Below are 21,516 nucleotides of genomic sequence, written 5' to 3' on the forward strand. Positions count from 1 at the left end.
ATTTTTGTCACAATACAAAGCACATGTTATGATAACAACGTCAATACAAAGTTGAGCTGTACTTAGTTTATCTATCACGGAACTTTGATACATGATAAAGTATACTGCTCATACTTTGGTCCCAAATTGCATAATTCTAATACATTTTTAAAATTCATTATGCTATTATGAAAAAGGAAAATGTATATAAAATTTAATAAGTACGATGAAAGTAGGTAAATTATGGTAATACTTGAATTGATTAAAGGTATCATTCTAGGTATTGTTGAAGGTTTAACAGAGTTTGCGCCTGTATCTTCTACAGGTCACATGATTTTAATTGACGATATGTGGTTGAAATCCACAGAATTTTTAGGTTCTGAATCTGCTTTCACCTTCAAAGTGGTCATTCAACTTGGTTCCGTTTTTGCCGCGGCTTGGGTTTTCCGTGAGCGCTATTTTGAAATGTTACATATTGGTAAATACAAAGCCGAACCATTGGACGGCGTTGACCAAAAGCCTAAACGACTAAATTTAATTCATATTGTCGTAGGTATGATACCTGCTGGTATCTTAGGTCTTCTATTTGATGATGTCATTGAAAAATACTTATTTAGCGTACCTACAGTTATGATTGGCCTTTTCGTTGGTGCAATTTATATGATTGTAGCAGACATGTATAGTAAAAAAGTCAAAAATCCGAAAACAGTAGATCAAATCACTTATGTTCAAGCATTTATTATTGGTTTGTCCCAAGCTATTGCTATGTGGCCAGGATTTAGTAGATCTGGTTCTACAATTTCTACAGGTGTGCTAATGAAAATGAACCATAAAGCAGCTTCAGACTTTACATTTATGATGGCTGTACCTGTCATGCTTGGTGCTAGTGGTCTATCGCTAGTTAAAAATATAGAATTTATTCATGCAAATCAAATTCCATTCTATATTTTAGGATTTTTAGCAGCATTTATTTTTGGTTTAATTTCAATCAAATTATTCCTACACTTAATTAGTAAAGTTAAGTTATTACCTTTTGCAATTTATAGAATCATCTTAGTAATTATTATTGCTATCTTGTATTTTGGTTTTGGTATTGGTCATAACATTACTGGTGCATAACTATTTTACAAAATTATACCTTTAATTAAAAATTGTGTGACAGAGGCTGGGACAATCAATATTGTCCCAGCCTCTTTTCATATTGGCAATAGACCACCTTATTTTACGTTATGTCCCCTCTCCTATATACATGCATTACACAACACTCTCGTCCTGTCCCTCTTGCAGTTAACCTTAAATTTCTTCTATTTATATTTTAGATAGCTTTCAATACAAATGTCGTTTAATTTACGGTATCATAGGGTAATAATAACTTAGTATATTTATATGGAGGCAACGTGTATGGACAAAAAGCAATTAGTGAAAACACTAATCAATGTAGTACCAATTATAATAGTTCCGCTAATTTTAGAGCGTAAGCGTATTAAATCACACCCAGATGTGAAAAAGGCTTCTGAAGCAACAGCTAAAGCTTCAAAAAATGTCGCAACAAAATCAATTCAATTTAAAGATGTTGTTGTTGATAAATCTGGTAACGCTAAAGACTACGTAGTTACCAAAAAACATAATATGGATGAAAAGCGTCAGTTAAGACAAATCGCTAAAGAACATGATCCTGCTTATATTCAAAAACAAGAAGCTAAAGCTGTTAAATCAGATTATAAAGAAGCAGAAAAGCTAGATAAGATCTTACAAAAACAAATAGACAAACGTCATAAAGAAGAAGCCAAAGCACGTGAAGATAATAAGAAAGAACGTATTAAAAATATGAAAAAATCCAATAAGCATATGGAAAAAGTTGGGTTAACACCTGGAAAACTTGATGATAAAACAGAGAAAAAAGGTGAAAAACTAGCAAAAGACAACAGCAAAGATATTTCAAAATTGGATAAACGTTTGCAAAAGAATATCGATAAACGTCATAAAGCCGAAGCAAAAGCGCTGGATAACAACAAAAAAGATCGTTTAGCAGAGTTCGAAAAGTATAAAAATTACGATGCTAAAAGCGTTATTAAACAACGCAACGATAGCGAGAAACAATAACGCATGATACAAATCATTATCGACGGAGATGCTTGTCCTGTTACCGATTCAGTAATTGAATTGACTAAGGGGACAGGCATTTTTGTTACAATTGTCCGCAGCTTTAGTCATTATTCTACAGTTATCCAGCCACAACATGTAAAAATAGTTTATGTTGATGATGGACCTGAAGCAGTGGATTATAAAATTGTGCAGTTAGCTAACTCGGATGCTATTGTTATAACTCAAGATTATGGTCTTGCTAGTTTATTGCTCGATAAAGTCGCCGTCGTCTTACATCATAGTGGAAAACAATTTACTTATGACAACATCGATAGATTATTAGCTACGCGTCATGCACATGCTCAATATCGCCGCAGTGGTGGTAGAACTAAAGGGCCATCTAAGTTTACAGCGCAAGATAAAGCTGATTTTAATGCAGCCTTCCAAGCTGTGTTAACTCAATTTGATTAGCAGGAGGTAAATGCATGAAAAGAATTGCAGTATATTGTGGGGCCAGTAAAGGTAATGACGATATTTATGTTAAAGAAGCCTATGCCCTAGGAAAATATATGGCTAAACAAGGTTATGAACTAATTTTTGGTGCTGGTTCAGTAGGTATTATGGGTGCTATTGAACAAGGTGTTTTAGATCAAGGCGGTAAAGCCATTGGTGTTATGCCTAAATCGTTAGATGAGAAAGAAATTACTAGTCAAAAAGTAAGCCAACTCATTTTAGTAGATTCTTTACATGAACGTAAGGCTAAAATGTCAGAGTTAGCCGATGCTTTTATTATGGCTCCAGGTGGTGCTGGTTCATTGGAAGAGTTCTTTGAAACATATAGTTGGTCTCAAATAGGCATCCATCAAAAACCAATAGCAATTTTTAACATCAATGGTTTTTTCAATCCATTACAACAGTTAATTCAACACATGATTGATGAAGGTTTTATCGATCAAAAATATCAATCATTGGCACCACTTTGTGCTACAAAAGAAGAATTATTAACATGTCTCAATCAATATCAAGCTCTTGGTGTACGTACGTATGATTAATCAATGCGCACAAAACAAGGTACAAGCGCGCGCTATGTGTGCATGTACCTTGTTTTATTTAGTTATATCTTTAAGTTGAATATGATATCTCACATGTCTCTTTAACGGATGATAATTACTTAAGTCGGGATACTCAAAGAAATCGAATTGCTCCATACCAATTTTTTTCATCACTCGAATAGAAGCCTCGTTTTGCTCAGCTGCCAACGCATATATATGCTCAAATCCTCGCTCCTTGGCATAACTTAATACTGCTTGTGCACCCTCTGTCGCAATACCATTATCCCAAACTTCCGGAATTAATCGCCATCCTATTTCATAAAATGGTAGCTCAGTAAACTTGTATTTACTATTTTTAGGAACATAGTTTAATCCTATAAATCCTAGCCATCCATTTGTTTCTTTTAACTCAACCGCAAACAACCCTACACCAGTTTCTTTAATGATATCATCCATTTTCTTTAGATCTAGTTCTGAACGTCGATAACTCAATAGGCTAGGGAAAAATCTTCTAACTTGTTGATTGGCATTCATTTGTTGAAATGGTAAAACATCTGCCTCACGCCAGTCTCTTAAAATTAATCGTTCTGTCTCAATATAAACTGTCATCATTCACACCTCGAAACTTGTCTAAATTATTCCTGTTTATATAAAAGTAACGCGTTATGATTTATTCATATCGCGCTACTAATGTTGTGAAATTGTCCTCATTTATTTTAAGCTTTTGTAATATAGCTAATTAATTCTACATTAACTGCAATCTCTTTCAAACGATTTCTATCTGATTTTGGTGCTGTAAACGTAGCATCAATAAAATCATTTTGGTGATTTAACTGATAAGTCGCTACAAAAGTATCCGTATCTGACTCAAAATTAGGTAAATGCGCGATTACACGTTTAATTTCTCCAGTCGAATCTTTAATTTGTCGTCCAGTAATATTTTCTAATTCTCTACCCAATTCAGGTAAAGTAATCGCACGACCTTCTAACAAATCAAAATCTTGTTCATGCATGATTTTCCCTTCTTTCTATAGCATTTCAATTGTGTTTTCATTATATTTGATTCATTATTAATAGATTTGAAAAATTTAGAGTATAAATTTCCAAATAATCGTTATTATTAACTGTCTTGTGTCATAAATATTTTAATATATGCTCTTGAATACCCTTTATTATCTTCATTAAACGTGGTGTATTCATAATATGAAAATATTGTAACACAATTTGTTATCATTATTAAATAACTTTTCTATTAATTACGCATATGTATCATACAAAAATGATATTTACGTTCGCTCACTTAGGATGCAATATCTTCATGATTTCTGTGTTAGCCGTTTAATCTTCACTATCACTGTCAGCTTTTGCATCTATTTCTTTTTCAATATCAGCAGCTTCTTTTTTCAATTTATCACGCTCTTTAGTTACTTCTTCTTTTTGTTTTTTAAGCTTTTTTTGTTCTTTTTCAAGTTTATCAATATCTTTTTCTAAAGATACTTTTTCGTCACTTTTGCCACATGCTGATAAAGTAATTGTAGCAGCAAGTATTAGCGCTAACCATTTTTTCATCATATTGCTCCTTCGTTCTTATTGTCTTAAGGTTATTTTATCATTATTCTTTCTTGTCTTCATGTTTGGATTGTAAAGATTTGGTCATGATAACTTTTTGTGTATGATATCCCAAATGTTCGTTAAGCTTTTGCATCGCTTCATTTGTTATATCTACTGTTCCTTGAATGCTAAGTGCCCCCATTGAGATGGCCCATTGTTCAATTTGTTGTTTTAATTTAGTGGCAATGCCTTGGTGTCTATATGTTTCGACAACGTATATCATTTCTATCGTCACGCTCGTTGTTGCTTCATCAAAATGCCCCCATATAAATGCAGCCATTTGTTCTTCATGTGCTATACATAAAATCATATCTCGAGAATATTTTAATCTATGTATAATCATTTCTTCTCGGAGTGCAATTTTAAAAGCTGATGGACTTGGTTGTTTCGCAGCTTGTGCAAGTTCACTTTCTTGAATTTTGGCCATTTGATTAATCAAACTTTTATCTTTAGTAGTAAGTTGTTTCATGTCATTCCTTTCTTTACGCTTCATATTGATTTATTGTTCAATATTAGTCATAATGTGTTTACTATAATATTTTATAAAAAGGATAGTTAAAATCAAATGAAATCTACTGAAAAATTGATGCGTGAAAATAATGTTAAGGCACTGCGTTTAAATAATACTGACAGAGATATTTTCGACAATTATACCACTTTTGTTCGAGCTGATTTGAGCGTTAATCCTCATGATTCTGAAAAAATGCTTAATCGCATTTTAAAAGAGTTGCTGAAGGCTGAAGATAACGGTGAACATGCATTGGATTTCTTTGATCACGACCCGAAAGCACATGCTAAAAAAGAGCTAAAAAAGCTGCCAAATGAAACAGTTAAAAATATTTTCAAATATATCGTTGAACATTTCTTCTTATTTTTTGGTTTGTTTTGCTTTTTAAAAGGGTTTATTGGGTTTTTTATCGGCGCTAAAAAATTTTATTTGTATTCATTTCCAATTACATTAATTATTGGTTTTATTATTATCTTTTTATTTATATGGATGGTTTTTAAAACTGTACAAATCCAATGTTTTACCAAATCAAATTGGATTTGGTTAGCAAACTACAGTGGTATTATTGTATTAATCTGTGCAATTTTTTATGTATTTTTTCTGCCACAATCTTATATGACATTTGGCCCATATTTATTAATTAGTAATTGGACATTTATTATTATTTCACTCGTTATCACACCAATAGCTGCCTATTTCGATTATCGACGAGTGAACAAAGACTCAAATACTTCCCTATAAAAATAGCCTGAGTTAAGTATTAGCATAGTCGTTAAAAAGACTATAACTTTCTTAACTCAGGCTGTTTTCAATTAAACAAGTGTCCCTTCTTTTTTCTCTACACGAATACTAATAACTAAGAAAATTAGACCAATCAATGTTAATATTGGTGCTATTAAACTCAATGATGCTATTGGTAGATTCGTTACTACCACACCACCAAGAAATGCGCCTAAAGCATTTCCTAAATTAAATGCGGATTGGTTTAATGTACTTGCCAAGGTCGGTGCTTCTTGTGAAATTAATGTACTCTTGTATTGTAATGAAGGACTCATACTAAATCCTATTAATCCAAAGAAGAACACACCTGCAACCATTAAAATTCCATTCATTTGAATGAAGTATAATAAAATGAAGTATAAAATAAACATAATAAAAATAATTTTTAATGCTTTATTTAAATTCCAATCAGCAAGTTTACCACCTACAATATTACCTAACGTAACGCCCACACCAAAAATGATTAATAAATATGAAATTAAATTTTCTTGAATATGAGACACTTCGATAAGAACCGAGGAAATGTAAGTAAAGTATGCAAAAACACTACTGAAACCAAATAACGTTACTGCTAACGTTAACCACAGACGTTTTTCTTTTAAGATTTTCAATTCTGTTTTAACAGAAGTTGCCTCTTGTTTTTTAGTCATTGGCACAAAGAAAATAATACCGATCAACGCCATTGCACCAATTATGGATATGATAATAAACGTCATCGGCCATCCAAAGTTTTGACCAATTAATGTACCAAATGGTACTCCTAAAATATTACTAAGGCTTAGTCCCATAAACATTAACGCCATAGCACTAGCTTTATATGCTGGTTTTACCATACTAGCTGCTAATATTGAGCCAATACCAAAAAATGAACCGTGCGCTAATGAAGTAATAATACGACTTGTCATCATAAATCCATAAGTCGGACTCAATGAGGCTGCAATATTACCTAAAATAAAAATGCCCATCAGCACAAGTAATAAATATTTTCTGTTCCATTTTATAGTTAACATCACAAGAATTGGGCCACCAATTGCTACGCCTAATGCATAACCTGTAATAAGTTGTCCCGCTTGGCTCACTGTTACATCAAAATCTCTAGCTATATTTGGTAACAAACCCATAATAACAAATTCGGTCATGCCAATTGCGAAAGCACCTATCGCCAGCATCCATATCGCTACAGGATATTTCATCTATAATCCCTCCAATTTCTTTTTTTACACATGAGTGCGATTATACTAAATCAACTAAAGTCATACAAGAGGCGTGCTCACATCTTTTCATATTCTTTTCATTGCAAAAATATCATAATTGTAACGCCCTGTTAGTCGTTAGCGTTTACATAATAATAAAAAAAGAACAAATTAGATTCACCCTAAAAGGGTAATCTAATTTGTTCACTTATGTGCTAATTCTCTACATGCAACAGTAAACTGTTTGCTTGAAATTCTTTATGCGCTTATCTACTTTAATTGATAAGTAAAGCATCTACAAAGAACCAAATAACCATCAATAACATAATTAACGCTTGAGCAAGTGAGCTCGCTAAAAATGCCACGATAGAACCATAGCTTGCACGTAGCGCTTTTTTAAAGTTAGGTTCTTGAATAAGTTCTACAATAAGAACTGCTAAAAAAGGAATAATTAAAATACCAAATGGTGGAAAGACAAAACAACCAATAATCACACCAATAAATGCTGCATACTCACTTAATTTGGATCCACCAAACTTATTCACAAAATATTGATTCATTATAAAATCTGCTAATAAAATAAATATAGTTAGCAATACCATTGAGACATAAAATACCCATGATAAATTGCCATTATGAAATCCAAACTGATAAATTAAAAATCCTACCCACAATACAAGTACCGATGGGATAATTGGTTTAATCAATCCTATAAATGCTAATACAAATGACGCAATTATTAGTAACCATAAAATTAAAGTCATGTTATCTACTCCAGTACTTCGTCCGTATATTTATGTTCTTTCGTTATTGCAATCAGCAACATACCGAGAAAAATCGCTATTGCCGATACAAAAAACACATTCCCTAATCCTACAACATTACTCATCCAGCCTCCAAGTAAGTTACCACAAAGTTGTCCAATAACCATAGCGTTAGCAAACAATGTCGATGCATATCCTGGATAGTCAGGCAAAATATCTTGGAAATAGCTAATACCTAAACCGAGTAAAATAGCTAGGAAGATAGCCAAAAATACTTGTCCTATAAGCATCATAATAACATTATCAAAAACGCCAATACTAAAGTAAAACAGGCCACCAAATAGTCCACCTAAAATCAGTAACGTGCGTGTCTGCATTTTAGCAGAAAGCATTCCTAATATAACCATAAATGGAACCTCTAAGCCAGCACACAAACTCGCTAAATAGCCCACATATTTTTCATCTTCTTGTAAGTAATTAGTAACAAATAGAGGCATATTCAATGTGTACATCCATTGCCCGATATGTAATAAAATAAATGCAATAAACGGAATAAATAACGTTAAATCTTTTAACATATTAGGTGCCGATTTTTCGACATGGGTAACATCTGACGCTTTAGGAGCAGTCTTAATATCTTTGAAGAATACGAGCTGTAACGTTAGAGTAAATAAAATAACTGCTATCGTTCCTCCAAATAACCCAGCATATCCGTTTAGCGCTAACAATCCTGTACCTATTAATGGGCCGAATAAAAAACCAAAAGAAAACATCGACCTTAACACTGCATTGGCAAATTTAGCTCTATCACGTGACGTGGAAGCATTGATTGATTCCCTAGCTGAAGCATACATTTGAGGCATTGCCGGAGCAAATAAACCTTGGAATATGGCATACATAGCCATAAAGATCCATATTTCCTTAACAAAAAAATAAATAGAAAAACTAATAGCACCCATGAATAAGGCGGTGATAATTAGAAATTTTCTATTTATATTACGTGTGTCTGAAAACCTCGCCACAATTGTATTAACTGTAAATTGACTAATAGCTGCTAGTGCTAACAAAAGGCCAAATTGCACAGTTGACATTCCTAATTCATTTGTAGCAAATAGCACTAAAAACGGTACTGTGATAGATATACCCATACCAAGTAGCATCATATTAGTGACAAATAATTTATAATTTTTAATATGCAACAATTCTGCAAACATGAAAATCCCTCTATCCTATTTAAAATCTATTTTACATATTCCATCACTAATTGTATAAATGACTCTACTTGAGGTAGTTGTACCATACTTGAATCGTAACTCAAATAAGTAGACCTAATTAAAGGTTGGTCTTCAATATTCACTCGTGTAAAGTCAAACTGATCTCGATCAATGTGTCTCATCATTATCTCAGGTAAAATAGTTACACCAACACCGTTCATCAACATTTCTTTACACGTCGCTACTTGATCGACGGTAATCATTGCATGATAATCTTCACCGAGTTGATTACTGTACCATTCTTTAATTTGATTAATATAAATTGGGTCTGCTTGAAATTCGATAAAAGGTAATTTACTAGATTCCTCACGTCGATTTTGAGGCTGAATAAAATAATGTTCATCGTTGAATAAATGAGTATTGCTTAAATTCATAATTTTATTGCCACGAATAATCATGACATGATAGTCTCTATGATTTGCTTTAATTTGTTCACTTGATCCTACTTGAACTTGTATTTCAACATTAGGAAATTGTCTAGTATATAAATTCAACACTTCCGGTAATAATGTTTGACCAATGAGTGAAGAACATCCGATTGAAATTGTACCGTTTACTTCGCCAATGTGCGCTTGCATTTTATCTAAAAACAATCGTTCCCTATTTAACATGTCTTTGGCATGTTCGATAATCATTGATCCTTCAGTTGTCGTAATAAGTTGCTTTTTTGTCCGTATAAAAATATCTACACCAAAAGCATTTTCTATCGCTTTTAGTCGTTGTGTCACTGCTGGTTGTGAAATGTATAACATTTCTGCAGCTTTGCGTAACGTTTTGGTTTCGTCTAACGTTGTTATTAAGCGATAATCTTCGATCTTCATTTTATCCCCCTATTGATATATGCAATTACTTTTAACTACAGGTGTAATTGTACGCCATTACTACTTATCATGCATTAGTTTACACGCAATTTATTATATTCGAACTGGATATTATTGAATCATTTTTTTAAGTCGTGATTAGATTCAGACTTTTGCTGTGATACACGCTGCACTTTTTGCTTAGTATGTTGCTGTTTAACATGATGCTTCCCTTGCTTATGCCCTTTATTATATTTAGGCTTATTTTTGATTTTGTGGTAACAATACATAATTTTTTCCTGCATTTTGGGAAAATCTGCATCAATTTTCAACATAAGTTGATGTGCAATAACATATGCCTCATGATATTGTTTACGAGAAATCTGCTTTTGATCTAATGCACGCTTTAAATCATCTTCATCTACCAATTCATATTCACCATTTGGCAATACTAGAACATCCAAACACAAATCTAGCGTGCGTGCATTACCTTTTTGTGTAATGTTTTTAATATTGACGTCAAAATAATATTCCAATGGATTACCTTTATCATCTACCATAACCGTAATACTATAGCGTTTCTTTTCAGGTAATATTTGTAGCCATTGGTAATTATCGTCTGCAACTATTATATTTTTGCCAACTACCGTAACTTCTAATGGCTCTTTTACTTTTTTCATAGTAACTAAGCCAATTATGCCTTTAAATTTGTTATTGTTTACTTTTACTTCAGCATATTCTCTTTCTACGATTCGACGCCAGTGACGTTTATCGATATATTTTACTTTCACTGTCACCAACTCCTTGCTTTTTATTATATAAAAATGGTGGCTTAATGTCATCTATCCAATTTGTAATAATTCCAGTTTAATTTATTCCCATTGTACTATATTTTTTACTTTTAAGCCTTTTTTGACAATTCCGACTAAATTTGTTATATTTAGATATATTTTCTGAAAATTCTAAACATAACGGAGGTAGCAAAATGGCAAAATTAACAAGACCATTTAGAGCAGATCATGTAGGGAGTTTATTACGCCCTCAAAAGCTAAAAGAAGCCAGAGCTGCTTTTGAACAAAATGAAATTGATGCAGATGAACTTAAAAAAGTAGAAGATGCAGAGATTGAACGTATTATCGAAAAGCAACTTGAATTAGGCTTACATAGTATTACAGATGGAGAATTCCGCAGAAGTTGGTGGCATTTTGACTTCTTAGAAAATTTAGAAGGTGTTGAAGGCTATACGCCAGAGCATGGCTTAACTTTTGAAGGCGTTGAAACACGTAGTCACAATGTACGGATAAGTGATAAGGTAGCATTTAATCCTAACCACCCACATTTTGATCATTTCAAATTCTTAGTCGATAAAGTAGACGATAGAGCAATTGCTAAAGTGTCAATTCCAAGTCCAAACCAATTGTTCCATCCTAATATTTTAAACGAAACACTTTATCCAGATATTAATGACTTTGCAAAAGATGTATCCAAAGCATATCATGACACGTTACAACATTTTTATGACTTAGGAGCACGCTACATCCAATTGGATGATGTGTATTGGGCTAACTTAACTTCCGGAACGCAAAAAACACGTGGTCGTGATCGTTCCGAAGAGGAAAAAGAACGTGCTCGTCAATTAGCATATGTTGTTGTGAATGAAGCTATACAAGGCTTACCAGATGATTTACTAATTACAACGCACATTTGCCGTGGTAATTATCAATCAACATGGGCAATTTCTGGTGGCTATGAACCAATCGCTCCTTATTTATTCAAAGAAAACCTAGGCGGCTTTTTCTTAGAATATGACGATCATCGTTCAGGTGATTTCGAGCCTTTACGTTATTTCCCAGAAAATAGTTCAGCAGTACTTGGTATTTTCACTTCTAAAACTGGTGAACTTGAAGATAAAGCTACTATTAAACAACGTATTGAAGAAGCAAAGCAATATATTAATGAAGACCAAATTTGTTTGAGTCCTCAATGTGGTTTTGCATCAACAGAAGAAGGCAACAAATTAACTGAAGAAGAACAATGGCAAAAACTGGCATTTGTCGTTGAAGTTGCAAATGAAGTTTTCGACACTGCAAAATAATAAATAAAACATAAATTAATTACTAATACACTCCATTTAGCAGTATGCACTTTAATAATGTACATATTGCTAGCGGGGTGTATTTTTAGTTCGCAACATAAACAACCGCTTCATTTTCCACATTAATATAGCTACGTAAAAAATCAGCTACAATGACATAGTGATATGTCTACTGTAGCTGATTTTCTACTCTTCAATTATAAAAGTGATAGGTATATCATATTATCAAACTTTTCACCTTATGTTGGCACTAGTAATTAGTTTTTGTCGTTTACTGATAAAGCATAACGTTCATTTATTTGTTGTAAGTGCGGATATAATTGATTTAATTGTTGTGTTGAAAACAACTCGAAATGATTAAAATCAAATCCTGGCTGACACATACAACCTACTAATGCATAACCTGTATCTTCTGCTAACGATGAAGCAAATATTGTCCCTTTGGGTACTACATATTGTAATACTTCTCCCTTTGCAACATCTTTGCCTAATCGTATGCACTCGTATGTACCACTAGGATAAATCATATGAATTAACAATGTTTGTCCAGCATGGTGATACCATATTTCGTCAGCATCAATACGATGAAAATGTGAAATATTGTCATGTGTTAATAAGAAATAGATACTGGAGTAAGCATTTCGTGAATCTGCTGACGCTTGCTGACCTGTAATAATTTCCTTATAAAATCCACCTTCAGGATGTGGTTGCAACTGTAATTGTTCAATCCATTGTTTAATAATATTGTTCATTTATTACAAATCCACATTGTGAAACACATTCTGAACATCTTCTAAATCTTCAAGTGCTTCTACTAATTTTTCAAACTCAACTTGATCATCTGAAGATAACGCAATATCACTTTGTGGTAACATTTCAAACTCAGCAATAGTAAAAGTTGTTACACCTAAAGCCTTTAATGCATCTTGCACTTGTGCAAATTGATCTGGTTCTGCATAGACGATAACCATGTCGCCTTCTTCTTGTACATCACGTACGTCAATATCTTGTTCCATCAAACCTTCTAAAATGTCATCAGCTGTATGTCCTTCAAATCCAAAAACAGCTGTGTGTTCGAACATATAAGCTACTGAACCTGAAACACCCATGTTACCACCGTTTTTACCGAAGGCAGCACGTACATCTGATGCAGTACGATTAACATTATTTGTTAATGCATCGACAATTAGCATTGAACCATTAGGTCCGAAGCCTTCATATCTCAAATGATCATAGTTTTCTTCTCCAGCACCTTTAGCTTTTTCTATGGCTTTTTCAATAATGTGGTTAGGTACAGAGTAAGTCTTAGCACGTTCTAACGTTAAACGTAAATTTTGGTTAGATTCTGGATCTGGTTCACCCGACTTCGCTGCTACATAAATTTCTTTACCGAATTTTGCATATATTCGACTAGTATTTTTATCTTTTTGGGCTTTCTTTTCTTTAATATTATTCCATTTACGACCCATAATTTCATCTCACTTTCTCATATCACTTAATAACCAGTTAATATTATAGCGCAAATTATTAATTTTATATAGTTGGACATACGTATCCGACTTAAAAAATTGACAGTTGCCCGTTTAATTATATTATTCTATTAAAAAACGTTGTAACTACCAGTACTGGCAATTACAACGTCTACTCTATTTTCTAGCTTTGTTAGCAAGGCGTAAAACATATTTGATAATATGCAACAGATTAAGGAACAATTTGAAGCCCATTTCTCTTGGTGAAAATCGTCCTCTTTTCATCCTATTAAAATCGTACAATGTATAAAGTAAAAATAATAATAGCCCTACTATAGTAATAATTGTATGAAAGATTGGGTTTTGAATAAACATCCCAATAAGACTAGCCACTACAAGTGCAATCAGCGTAACAAATAAGTATTTGCCCATGCTAGACGCATCTTTAATCATAAAGAAGCCAATAAGTCCAAAAACGATAAAAGCAGCAATGGCTAAAATAACGTTCTTGTAAAACACTTCTGCTCCTAAGTTTTGTAAATAAATTGTGAATGTAGCGTATGATAGTAGTCCTATAGCTAAAGTGTATATATGAGAGATGATTAAACCAGACTTCCGCGCTCTCCCTGACACTAAAGTGAATAATACTAATACTAGCAAGACGATAGATAACGGTTTACGCCAAGACATTGGTAAAAATTGACCAAAATAACATCCTACACCAAATAGCAACCAATAATACATAAAGAACAACCATACTTTACCGTATGCTGTCGCTTGTGTTTTCTTTGATTGTTGTGACTTATGCGGTGTTGATTTTGTTGCTGCTTCAGCCATAGCAATATACCTCCATCTAATTATTATATTAATATAATCTAACATAAATACTACTGTTCTCATAATAAATTTTCTAATTTTTGTTGAATCAAGTTTCTATCTAATATTACTAAATATTACAGTTTTTATAAATCTTTATATGTATATCACTTTTAATTCACTTTTAATTCCCTTTAAATTCGCTTTCAGCAAGCTATACCCTTCACATAATACTCTTTCATCTATGTTACAACTCTATAACAACTACCAAAAAAATAAATAATTTTGTTAGTATGGGGTATGAAATATTTAAATGTGAATCTTGTGTTTACACATGAACACAATTAACTGTCGACATTAAACGACATAAAAGGAGGAGTACTTTTGAAAAAATTAGCATTTGCAGTTACAGCTGCATCAGGGACTGCCGCAGTTTTAGCAAATCATGATGCAGAAGCATCTACGCAGCATACTGTTAAATCTGGTGAGTCTCTTTGGACAATCGCTCAACAATACAATACTTCTGTAGACGAAATCAAACAAAATAATAATATTAGTAATAATATGGTATTTCCAGGACAAGTTATTGAAATTGGTGGAAGTGGCAGCAGTGATAGTAGCCAAAGTTCAAATACTTCTTCGGAAGCTTCTGGTGGCTCAAGCCATACTGTACAATCTGGAGAAACGTTAGCAATCATTGCGAATAAGTACGGCGTTTCTGTTGATGAAATTGTTTCTGCTAATAATTTAAATGGTTATATTATTTATCCAAATCAAACATTACAAATTCCAGGTGGTTCAGACGGCACTGGTGGGGGTGGCGGAAGCACATCTACACCAACTAATACTTCACAAGCTTCAAGCGATCAAAATTTATACGACTGGGGACAATGTACATGGCATGTCTTTAATCGTCGTGCCGAAACTGGACAACCAATTAGTACATATTGGTGGAACGCTAATAATTGGGCATCTGCAGCATCTGCTGACGGATACACTGTAAACAACACTGCAGCTGTTGGTTCAATTATGCAAAACTATGAAGGTCCTATGGGACATGTGGCTTATGTTGAACGCATTAATCCTGATGGCAGTTTGTTAATTTCAGAAATGAATTATAACACACCACCAGGCACAGTGGATTATCGTACAATTCCAGCTTCACAAGTTTCAAGTTACAATTATATTCATTAAGAATAAGCTCAACATAAAATAACTAAATAAGTCTGAGACATAACTATCTCTGACAAAAAACTAATAAAACGTCAATTTCTATTGAGAAGATATAGAAATTGACGTTTTATTAGTTTTTTGAAATATTTCTATTTATAATTCTTGATTACTATTTGTTTTCAAAGAGCCTTATTTTGAATAACAAAATATAATTTGTACCGGTTTTGTAACGTGCTGACGCCCGGGGTAATAGTATGGTTGAGAGACTACAGGCTCGAACCATCCCCCAGACAAGCATGCACGGTCAAAATCATATAATTTAAATTTATATATTATACTATTGGCAGTGGTTTATTTCGATTCCTGTGGGAAAAGCATTAGCTAAAGACTGCTAGCTGAGGCAGTACTCGCGAAAAGCGTGCACAAAAAAACTGCCAACAAAATCAGAGACTTTATCGACAGTCTAAGAGGACCAATCCATATCAATGATTGGTCCTCTTATTTTGAATTTGGAAATTTATGTCCAACCTTATTTTTATCTAAAAAAGCTGGGGAATAAATTCCTCAGCTCATAATAACTAAATTACAATATTTAATACAAAATATACTAATGCTGCTAGTAATGCAGAAATCGGTAATGTAATTACCCATGTAACAATCATACGTTGTGCTGTATTCCACTTCACACCTTTAATACGATTTGAAGAACCGACACCTAAAATAGATGAAGACACAACATGTGTTGTAGATAGTGGGAAATGTAATGATGATGCTACGAAAATTGTAAGTGCTGAAGACAAGTCAGCCGCTGCCCCATTCGCTGGGCGAATTTTCATAATGTTACCACCAACAGTTTTTATAATTTTCCAACCACCTACTGCTGTACCAAGTCCCATTGCAGCCGCACAAGAAACTTTTACCCATAACTGTGGTTCTACACCACTTGTTTGAACGTTAGCTACAATAAGCGCCAATGTAATAATACCCATAGATTTTTGCGCATCATTCGTACCATGTGAGAATGATTGTAATGATGCCGTGAAAATTTGGAAAAATCTAAAATTACGGTTAGTTTTTGTTAAATTGGCATTCTTGAAAACAACTTTAACTATCGAATAAATGATAAAACCTACCATAAATGCGATAACTGGTGAAACTAATAATACAATTATAATTTTGATAAATCCTTCATAATGCAACACTGCAAATGATCCTTGAGATGCAATTGCTGCACCTGCAATAGAACCAATTAACGCATGTGATGATGAACTAGGTATACCGTAATACCATGTAACCAAATTCCATACTATAGCCGCTAAAATAGCAGCTAACACTACAACTAGCCCATTTTGTAACTTAAACGGATCTACGATATCTTTAGTAATCGTACCTGCAACCCCAGTAAACGTTAACGCACCAATAAAGTTCATAATAGCCGCTAGAAAAATTGCTGTTTTAGGCGTTAATGCACGTGTCGAAACTGCAGTAGCAACAGCATTGGCTGTATCATGGAAACCATTGATAAAGTCAAATATTAGTGAAAAAATTACGATAGCTACTGTGATGATTAAAATATATTCCATAAGTTAGGACTCCTTAGCTATTTTTCATAATTATTGTTTCAAAATTATTTGCCACAACTTGACATTTATCTGCAATTTCTTCCATACTTTCATATATTTCTTTAATTTTAATAAGTGTGATCGGGTCAGTTTCACTATTAAAAATATGTTTAATAGATTGTCTTAAAATACCGTCACAATTAGTTTCGAATTCTTTGATATTAATTGAATGAATACGCATATGTGAAAGTTTCTTTTCTACTAATAAGCCTACTGCTAGTTTCATTTCTGCAATGGCTTTTTGTATATTATCTGCAAATTCCGCCATATATTCGTCGGTATATTCGATTGAATACATTTCAAACATACCTGATGTTTCTTCTATAGCATCTAACACATCGTCAATCGCATTACATAAAGAAAGAATGTCTTCACGTTCAATTGGCGTAATGAATGTTTGGTTTAAATCCGAGATCACTTGATGCATTAATTCATCACCATGTGACTCATAAGTTTTAATATTGTCTGAGTATGCCTTAAGATCCAAATGCGTGTTAAAATCCATTTTACCAAATTCAATCGCTGCTCTATCTAGATTAAATACCATTTCTTCTAGTTGAACCATGAATTTATCTTTTTTCTTATTAAACATCCAAAAAATCCTCCGTATACGATGATTATTTATTATCATCAAAAAATTTTAAAAGTTAAAACTTAGTAGCCAAATAGAAATTTGTAAGATTAACCCCATGTGTTATATTTACGTGCCGTTACCAAAGTATGTAAATTTTTTGTAAATATTTTTAAGTGTTCAAGCTTAAAAAAGCTCACAAATGTCAATTTGCCTTATTTGAAAATAGCACAAAATTTACAATTCCACAATTGAATTTACAAATTCTTAACATTCTAAATAAATATTATATTCCCAACTCATTGATTTATAAGAATTATCATAACGTTCTCGCAAATTATTCAAAAATCAAGTTAAATATATTTTACATTTAATTTTTAACTTATCATTTCATTCATTTAAAAATATATCATAACTATTTTAAATTTTCTGTTCACTCATGCGTTTAATAACAGTATTTTGTTCTGGAAAGATAATCGTTACTGTAGTACCTTGATCAACTACAGAGTCAATTTCTACGTGTAAATTCAATGTATCTTTAATTTGATTGACTAAATACAATCCGAGACCAGTTGCATTTGTAGCATTTTGACGTTGTGTAGACGTAAATCCACGGTCGAAAACACGTTTAATATCTCTCTGGCTAATACCTATGCCTCGATCTGCAATTTGTAACTGTATTTGGTTAGCTTCTACAGTTGCTGTAATTGAAATTGTACTCTGTTCACTATATTTAATAGCATTAGATAATACTTGTCTAATTAGCATTTTGCACCACTTTGTATCTGTATATACTTTGATCTCTGAATCAACTGTTAGCTCAAAATCAATACCACGTGTTTGACTAATATAGCGTGTTAACTGAATTTCATCAATGATGAGTGGCTTCAATGCGGCATATTCAAAAAATATATCTTTTTGTCTTGAATCTAAGCGTGTTAAATAGAGTTGCATATCTAACATCTCATTAATTCTAGTCCATTCCCGCATTAAAGCAAATTTTTGTGTTGGGTCATCCACTTTATTAATTATTAAATCTAAAGTAGTAACAGGTGTTTTAATGTCGTGAATAAACGTCGTTAAAGATTGTTCGTAGTCTTTAATTTGTTTAGTCTGTTGTGTGACCAACGCCTTCTGATTCGCAATTTTAGTTTGAAAATAATTCACTACTTCTTGTTGAAATGGTGTACTTGCCAAATTTTTATGTACAAGTTCTTCAATTTCTTTATTATTCCTAAGATGCTTAATAAATTTTGCTTCTTTAAAAAAGGAAAATATTATGAATAATGCTGTCAAACCTAAATTTACCCACACAATAAATAAGACACTCGCTACATCTATATTATAATCCAAATAAGCTAATCCTATTAAAATTACATGCAGTAGTATAATCCACAATATCCAACGAACGCGACTTTTTACAAATAGCCCAAATAAAATGATATTATCCATGTGCTAAATAACCTCTGCCAACTTTAGTTTCTATTTGCTCATTCATATCAATATCAGCTAATTTTTTTCGCAATCGATTAACATTCACTGTTAAAGTATTATCACTGACGAATGCCTCATCATCCCATAATGCAGTTATAAGTGTATCGCGTGTCACAATTTGATTTTGTTTACGCACTAACATAGACAATATAATCATTTCTGTTTTAGACAGATAAATCTCAGTATCATGCTGACTAATGCTATCTTTTGTTAAATCAAGCTTGGCTTGTTGCCACATTAAAATACTTTTCTCTGAAATATCAAATTCATAGACTCTTCTATAAATTGCTTGTATTTTAGCGATTAAGACGTTCGTATTAAACGGCTTTTGAATAAAATCATCGGCTCCAAGCTCCATACTCATAACTTGGTCCATTGGGCTATCCTTAGAAGATAAAAATACTATAGGTACATTAGAGTTTTGTCGAATCTTTCTCGTCCAATGAAATCCATCAAATTTTGGTAATTTAATATCCATAATAATAATTTCTGGTTGTACCGCTTCTACAGTAGTCATAACATCGTCAAAATCAGCAATACCTTCTACTTCAAAATCCCATTGTTGGAGCGTTTGACTTAAAGACTCAAACAACGTCTCATCGTCCTCTACTAATAAAATCTTCAACGTCTAATACTCCTTTCTTTATTTAGTGTATTTGATATCTTCACCAGCTTGTATGCGACCTTGGAAATTTTTAATACGACAATCAATTTCAAATCCACGCATCATCAAACTTTGAATAGGTGCTTGGCACAAGTAATAGACTGGCCATACTAATCTAGGTATATAATCAAACAAATGTACCATTACTTCTGTAGTACCTCTAAGTTTACGAAACTCTAATTTCCCTTGCTTTTTGGCATTAGGCTTTACTAAAGTACCACCTACTAAGTGTAACGTAATAATATCATCAGAGGTTTGATGTTTATGAAGCACTAATAGCGGCTTCTGTTTATTTTTCCGATAAATAATATAGTCATCTTTAACTTGATAACTATACATAAACGTACCTCGTGTCTGATTTATCCATGAAATATAATATTGAACCAACTGTTCTAATGTCCAATGCATAGGTAATTGAATACTCATCGCTGACCTAACATCATCATATTTAGAAACTTGTAATTCTACTGCTACTGTTGGCCTTTTAACTCTATGTTCTGTAGTTTCAACTGTTACACCATATGCTGATAACCTCGCTATCGTTTCGTTATCAAATATACTACCTGGAATGTAAATAATTTTTTGTACTTTGTTAGCTGCTGCAGCTCTTCCAAAGTTATCAGAGGCGAGTCTATTCATATCTTTAGCGCTCGCTTGTGTGAGTTTAGCAGAATGTTTTGTAGGGTCAAGATAAAATATTGCTATATCTATGTTCTGCATTGCTGCAACGACATCATGATAATTATAAATATCTTTTTTCAACCACGTTACCTCTTGTATATCTTGCTCTTTCGGGTATTTTGACAGCGTGAATAATTGGGCATCATTTTTTATTGCAGGTATTAGATTTTTCCCAATATAGCCTGTCACACCAGCAAGTAAAACATTGGGTTTCATTAAAACACTCCTTAATAATTGTAATTATTTTGTATATTTTTTGAAAAACTAAAGATTATAATTCTAATTTATATTATAATGAATGTAAACTAAAGAGAAATGAGGTACGTGTAAACATGGCTCATCAAATAAGAGAAATTGGCATTAACGATGTTCAACCGTTTGTCACTTTACTTAAAACTATTTATGATGAATCTGATTATATGCTTTATAATCCAGGTGAATATGCACCATCTACGACAGATGCATTAAGCAAACTAGAGCATTTTATCACGTCACCGACTAATACCATTTTTGTAGCCGAGAATAATGACGAACTTGTTGGCTTCGCTACCGTTACGACAGAGAACTTAGCACGCGCACGTCACGAAGCTCAATTTTCCATGGGTGTCGTTAAATATTATCGCGCCAAGGGACTTGGACAGGCGTTAATAAATGCTGTAGAAGCTTGGTGTCTTAATCATGATATCCGTCGTATTGAAGTGGCAGTTGTCACTGAAAATACTACTGCTTTAGAAATGTTTAAGTCTACTGGTTATCAAATAGAAGGTGAACTAAAAGATAAACTCTTTATAGATGATCGTTATTACAACCAGTATATTTTAGCAAAACTTCTACTCTAAGGGAGATTAGTCAGTGATGCTTACCTATGTGTAGTATACACTAACA

The 21,516-nt window shown here is 32.9% G+C and carries 25 protein-coding genes; 8 read left to right on the forward strand and 17 right to left on the reverse strand.

Features of this window, described 5'->3' with window-relative positions:
* Window positions 1–222: 222 nt before the first annotated feature.
* From MUA37_RS10640 to MUA37_RS10655, 4 genes are all read left to right on the forward strand, one after another.
* Window positions 223–1,098, forward strand: a complete 876-nt coding sequence (locus MUA37_RS10640; protein WP_002508931.1) for an undecaprenyl-diphosphate phosphatase — start codon at window positions 223–225, stop codon at window positions 1,096–1,098.
* A 282-nt stretch (window positions 1,099–1,380) separates the two neighbouring features.
* Entirely contained in the window at window positions 1,381–2,082 is a 702-nt protein-coding gene (locus MUA37_RS10645) for a hypothetical protein (RefSeq protein WP_002508932.1), read from the forward strand.
* A gap of 3 nt (window positions 2,083–2,085) precedes the next feature.
* Window positions 2,086–2,535 (forward strand): YaiI/YqxD family protein, encoded by a 450-nt coding sequence (locus tag MUA37_RS10650; RefSeq protein WP_002508933.1) that lies wholly within the window; start codon window positions 2,086–2,088, stop codon window positions 2,533–2,535.
* Between the two features lie 14 nt (window positions 2,536–2,549).
* Window positions 2,550–3,116 carry an LOG family protein gene (locus MUA37_RS10655; protein WP_002508934.1) on the forward strand — a complete coding sequence of 189 codons (567 nt, stop codon included), beginning with the start codon at window positions 2,550–2,552 and terminating at the stop codon, window positions 3,114–3,116.
* Window positions 3,117–3,170: 54 nt separating this feature from the next.
* Here the strand turns inward: MUA37_RS10655 and MUA37_RS10660 are convergent, their stop codons facing one another.
* The 4 genes from MUA37_RS10660 to MUA37_RS10675 form a co-directional block, all read right to left on the reverse strand.
* Window positions 3,171–3,725, reverse strand: coding sequence for a GNAT family N-acetyltransferase (locus tag MUA37_RS10660; protein WP_002508935.1), 555 nt, complete (start codon window positions 3,723–3,725; stop codon window positions 3,171–3,173).
* 107 nt (window positions 3,726–3,832) lie between these two features.
* Entirely contained in the window at window positions 3,833–4,129 is a 297-nt protein-coding gene (locus MUA37_RS10665; protein WP_002508936.1) for a hypothetical protein, read from the reverse strand.
* Between the two features lie 325 nt (window positions 4,130–4,454).
* Window positions 4,455–4,688, reverse strand: coding sequence for an SA0632 family lipoprotein (locus MUA37_RS10670; RefSeq protein ID WP_225975808.1), 234 nt, complete (start codon window positions 4,686–4,688; stop codon window positions 4,455–4,457).
* Window positions 4,689–4,728: 40 nt separating this feature from the next.
* Window positions 4,729–5,196: a GNAT family N-acetyltransferase gene (locus MUA37_RS10675; RefSeq protein ID WP_002508938.1), complete on the reverse strand. Its 468-nt coding sequence runs from the start codon at window positions 5,194–5,196 to the stop codon at window positions 4,729–4,731.
* A gap of 96 nt (window positions 5,197–5,292) precedes the next feature.
* On the opposite strand from MUA37_RS10675, the gene MUA37_RS10680 reads away from it, so the two are divergent.
* A complete protein-coding gene (locus MUA37_RS10680; protein WP_002508939.1) occupies window positions 5,293–5,976 on the forward strand; it encodes a DUF1129 family protein in 684 nt (227 codons plus the stop codon).
* 71 nt (window positions 5,977–6,047) lie between these two features.
* Here MUA37_RS10680 and MUA37_RS10685 read toward each other — a convergent pair whose 3' ends face one another.
* The 5 genes from MUA37_RS10685 to MUA37_RS10705 all read right to left on the reverse strand — a co-directional run bounded on the left by MUA37_RS10685 (window position 6,048) and on the right by MUA37_RS10705 (window position 10,837).
* Window positions 6,048–7,208 (reverse strand): MFS transporter, encoded by a 1,161-nt coding sequence (locus tag MUA37_RS10685; protein ID WP_021459166.1) that lies wholly within the window; start codon window positions 7,206–7,208, stop codon window positions 6,048–6,050.
* A gap of 275 nt (window positions 7,209–7,483) precedes the next feature.
* Window positions 7,484–7,972, reverse strand: a complete 489-nt coding sequence (locus MUA37_RS10690) for a DUF456 domain-containing protein (RefSeq protein WP_002508940.1) — start codon at window positions 7,970–7,972, stop codon at window positions 7,484–7,486.
* Between the two features lie 5 nt (window positions 7,973–7,977).
* On the reverse strand, window positions 7,978–9,186 hold the full coding sequence (locus MUA37_RS10695) for a sugar efflux transporter (RefSeq protein WP_002508941.1): 1,209 nt from the start codon (window positions 9,184–9,186) through the stop codon (window positions 7,978–7,980).
* Window positions 9,187–9,212: 26 nt separating this feature from the next.
* The gene (locus MUA37_RS10700; RefSeq protein ID WP_002508942.1) at window positions 9,213–10,067 is read right to left on the reverse strand and encodes a LysR family transcriptional regulator; all 855 of its coding nucleotides are present in this window, start codon (window positions 10,065–10,067) and stop codon (window positions 9,213–9,215) included.
* A gap of 119 nt (window positions 10,068–10,186) precedes the next feature.
* Entirely contained in the window at window positions 10,187–10,837 is a 651-nt protein-coding gene (locus MUA37_RS10705; RefSeq protein ID WP_002508943.1) for a ribonuclease FAU-1 family protein, read from the reverse strand.
* A gap of 194 nt (window positions 10,838–11,031) precedes the next feature.
* On the opposite strand from MUA37_RS10705, the gene MUA37_RS10710 reads away from it, so the two are divergent.
* Window positions 11,032–12,141 carry a 5-methyltetrahydropteroyltriglutamate--homocysteine S-methyltransferase gene (locus MUA37_RS10710; RefSeq protein ID WP_002508944.1) on the forward strand — a complete coding sequence of 370 codons (1,110 nt, stop codon included), beginning with the start codon at window positions 11,032–11,034 and terminating at the stop codon, window positions 12,139–12,141.
* Window positions 12,142–12,398: 257 nt separating this feature from the next.
* Here MUA37_RS10710 and MUA37_RS10715 read toward each other — a convergent pair whose 3' ends face one another.
* From MUA37_RS10715 to MUA37_RS10725, 3 genes are all read right to left on the reverse strand, one after another.
* Window positions 12,399–12,893: a cupin domain-containing protein gene (locus MUA37_RS10715; protein WP_142019823.1), complete on the reverse strand. Its 495-nt coding sequence runs from the start codon at window positions 12,891–12,893 to the stop codon at window positions 12,399–12,401.
* Window positions 12,894–12,896: 3 nt separating this feature from the next.
* Entirely contained in the window at window positions 12,897–13,610 is a 714-nt protein-coding gene (locus MUA37_RS10720) for a YebC/PmpR family DNA-binding transcriptional regulator (RefSeq protein WP_002508947.1), read from the reverse strand.
* A gap of 177 nt (window positions 13,611–13,787) precedes the next feature.
* Entirely contained in the window at window positions 13,788–14,447 is a 660-nt protein-coding gene (locus tag MUA37_RS10725; protein ID WP_002508948.1) for a Bax inhibitor-1/YccA family protein, read from the reverse strand.
* Between the two features lie 363 nt (window positions 14,448–14,810).
* On the opposite strand from MUA37_RS10725, the gene MUA37_RS10730 reads away from it, so the two are divergent.
* Complete coding sequence (locus MUA37_RS10730) at window positions 14,811–15,620, forward strand: LysM peptidoglycan-binding domain-containing protein (protein ID WP_002508949.1); 810 nt, start codon at window positions 14,811–14,813, stop codon at window positions 15,618–15,620.
* 557 nt (window positions 15,621–16,177) lie between these two features.
* Here the strand turns inward: MUA37_RS10730 and MUA37_RS10735 are convergent.
* The 5 genes from MUA37_RS10735 to MUA37_RS10755 form a co-directional block, all read right to left on the reverse strand.
* Window positions 16,178–17,182 (reverse strand): inorganic phosphate transporter, encoded by a 1,005-nt coding sequence (locus MUA37_RS10735; RefSeq protein ID WP_002508950.1) that lies wholly within the window; start codon window positions 17,180–17,182, stop codon window positions 16,178–16,180.
* A 13-nt stretch (window positions 17,183–17,195) separates the two neighbouring features.
* A complete protein-coding gene (locus MUA37_RS10740) occupies window positions 17,196–17,813 on the reverse strand; it encodes a DUF47 domain-containing protein (protein WP_002508951.1) in 618 nt (205 codons plus the stop codon).
* Window positions 17,814–18,212: 399 nt separating this feature from the next.
* Entirely contained in the window at window positions 18,213–19,244 is a 1,032-nt protein-coding gene (locus MUA37_RS10745; protein ID WP_002508952.1) for a sensor histidine kinase, read from the reverse strand.
* Window positions 19,237–19,911: a response regulator transcription factor gene (locus MUA37_RS10750; RefSeq protein ID WP_002508953.1), complete on the reverse strand. Its 675-nt coding sequence runs from the start codon at window positions 19,909–19,911 to the stop codon at window positions 19,237–19,239. The genes MUA37_RS10745 and MUA37_RS10750 overlap by 8 nt, the downstream gene beginning before the upstream one ends.
* 18 nt (window positions 19,912–19,929) lie before the next feature.
* Entirely contained in the window at window positions 19,930–20,847 is a 918-nt protein-coding gene (locus MUA37_RS10755; RefSeq protein ID WP_002508954.1) for a Rossmann-fold NAD(P)-binding domain-containing protein, read from the reverse strand.
* 116 nt (window positions 20,848–20,963) lie between these two features.
* On the opposite strand from MUA37_RS10755, the gene MUA37_RS10760 reads away from it, so the two are divergent.
* Window positions 20,964–21,470: a GNAT family N-acetyltransferase gene (locus tag MUA37_RS10760; protein ID WP_002508955.1), complete on the forward strand. Its 507-nt coding sequence runs from the start codon at window positions 20,964–20,966 to the stop codon at window positions 21,468–21,470.
* Window positions 21,471–21,516 lie beyond the last annotated feature (46 nt).

It is taken from the genome of Staphylococcus arlettae, from assembly GCF_025560845.1.
Lineage (GTDB): Bacteria > Bacillota > Bacilli > Staphylococcales > Staphylococcaceae > Staphylococcus > Staphylococcus arlettae.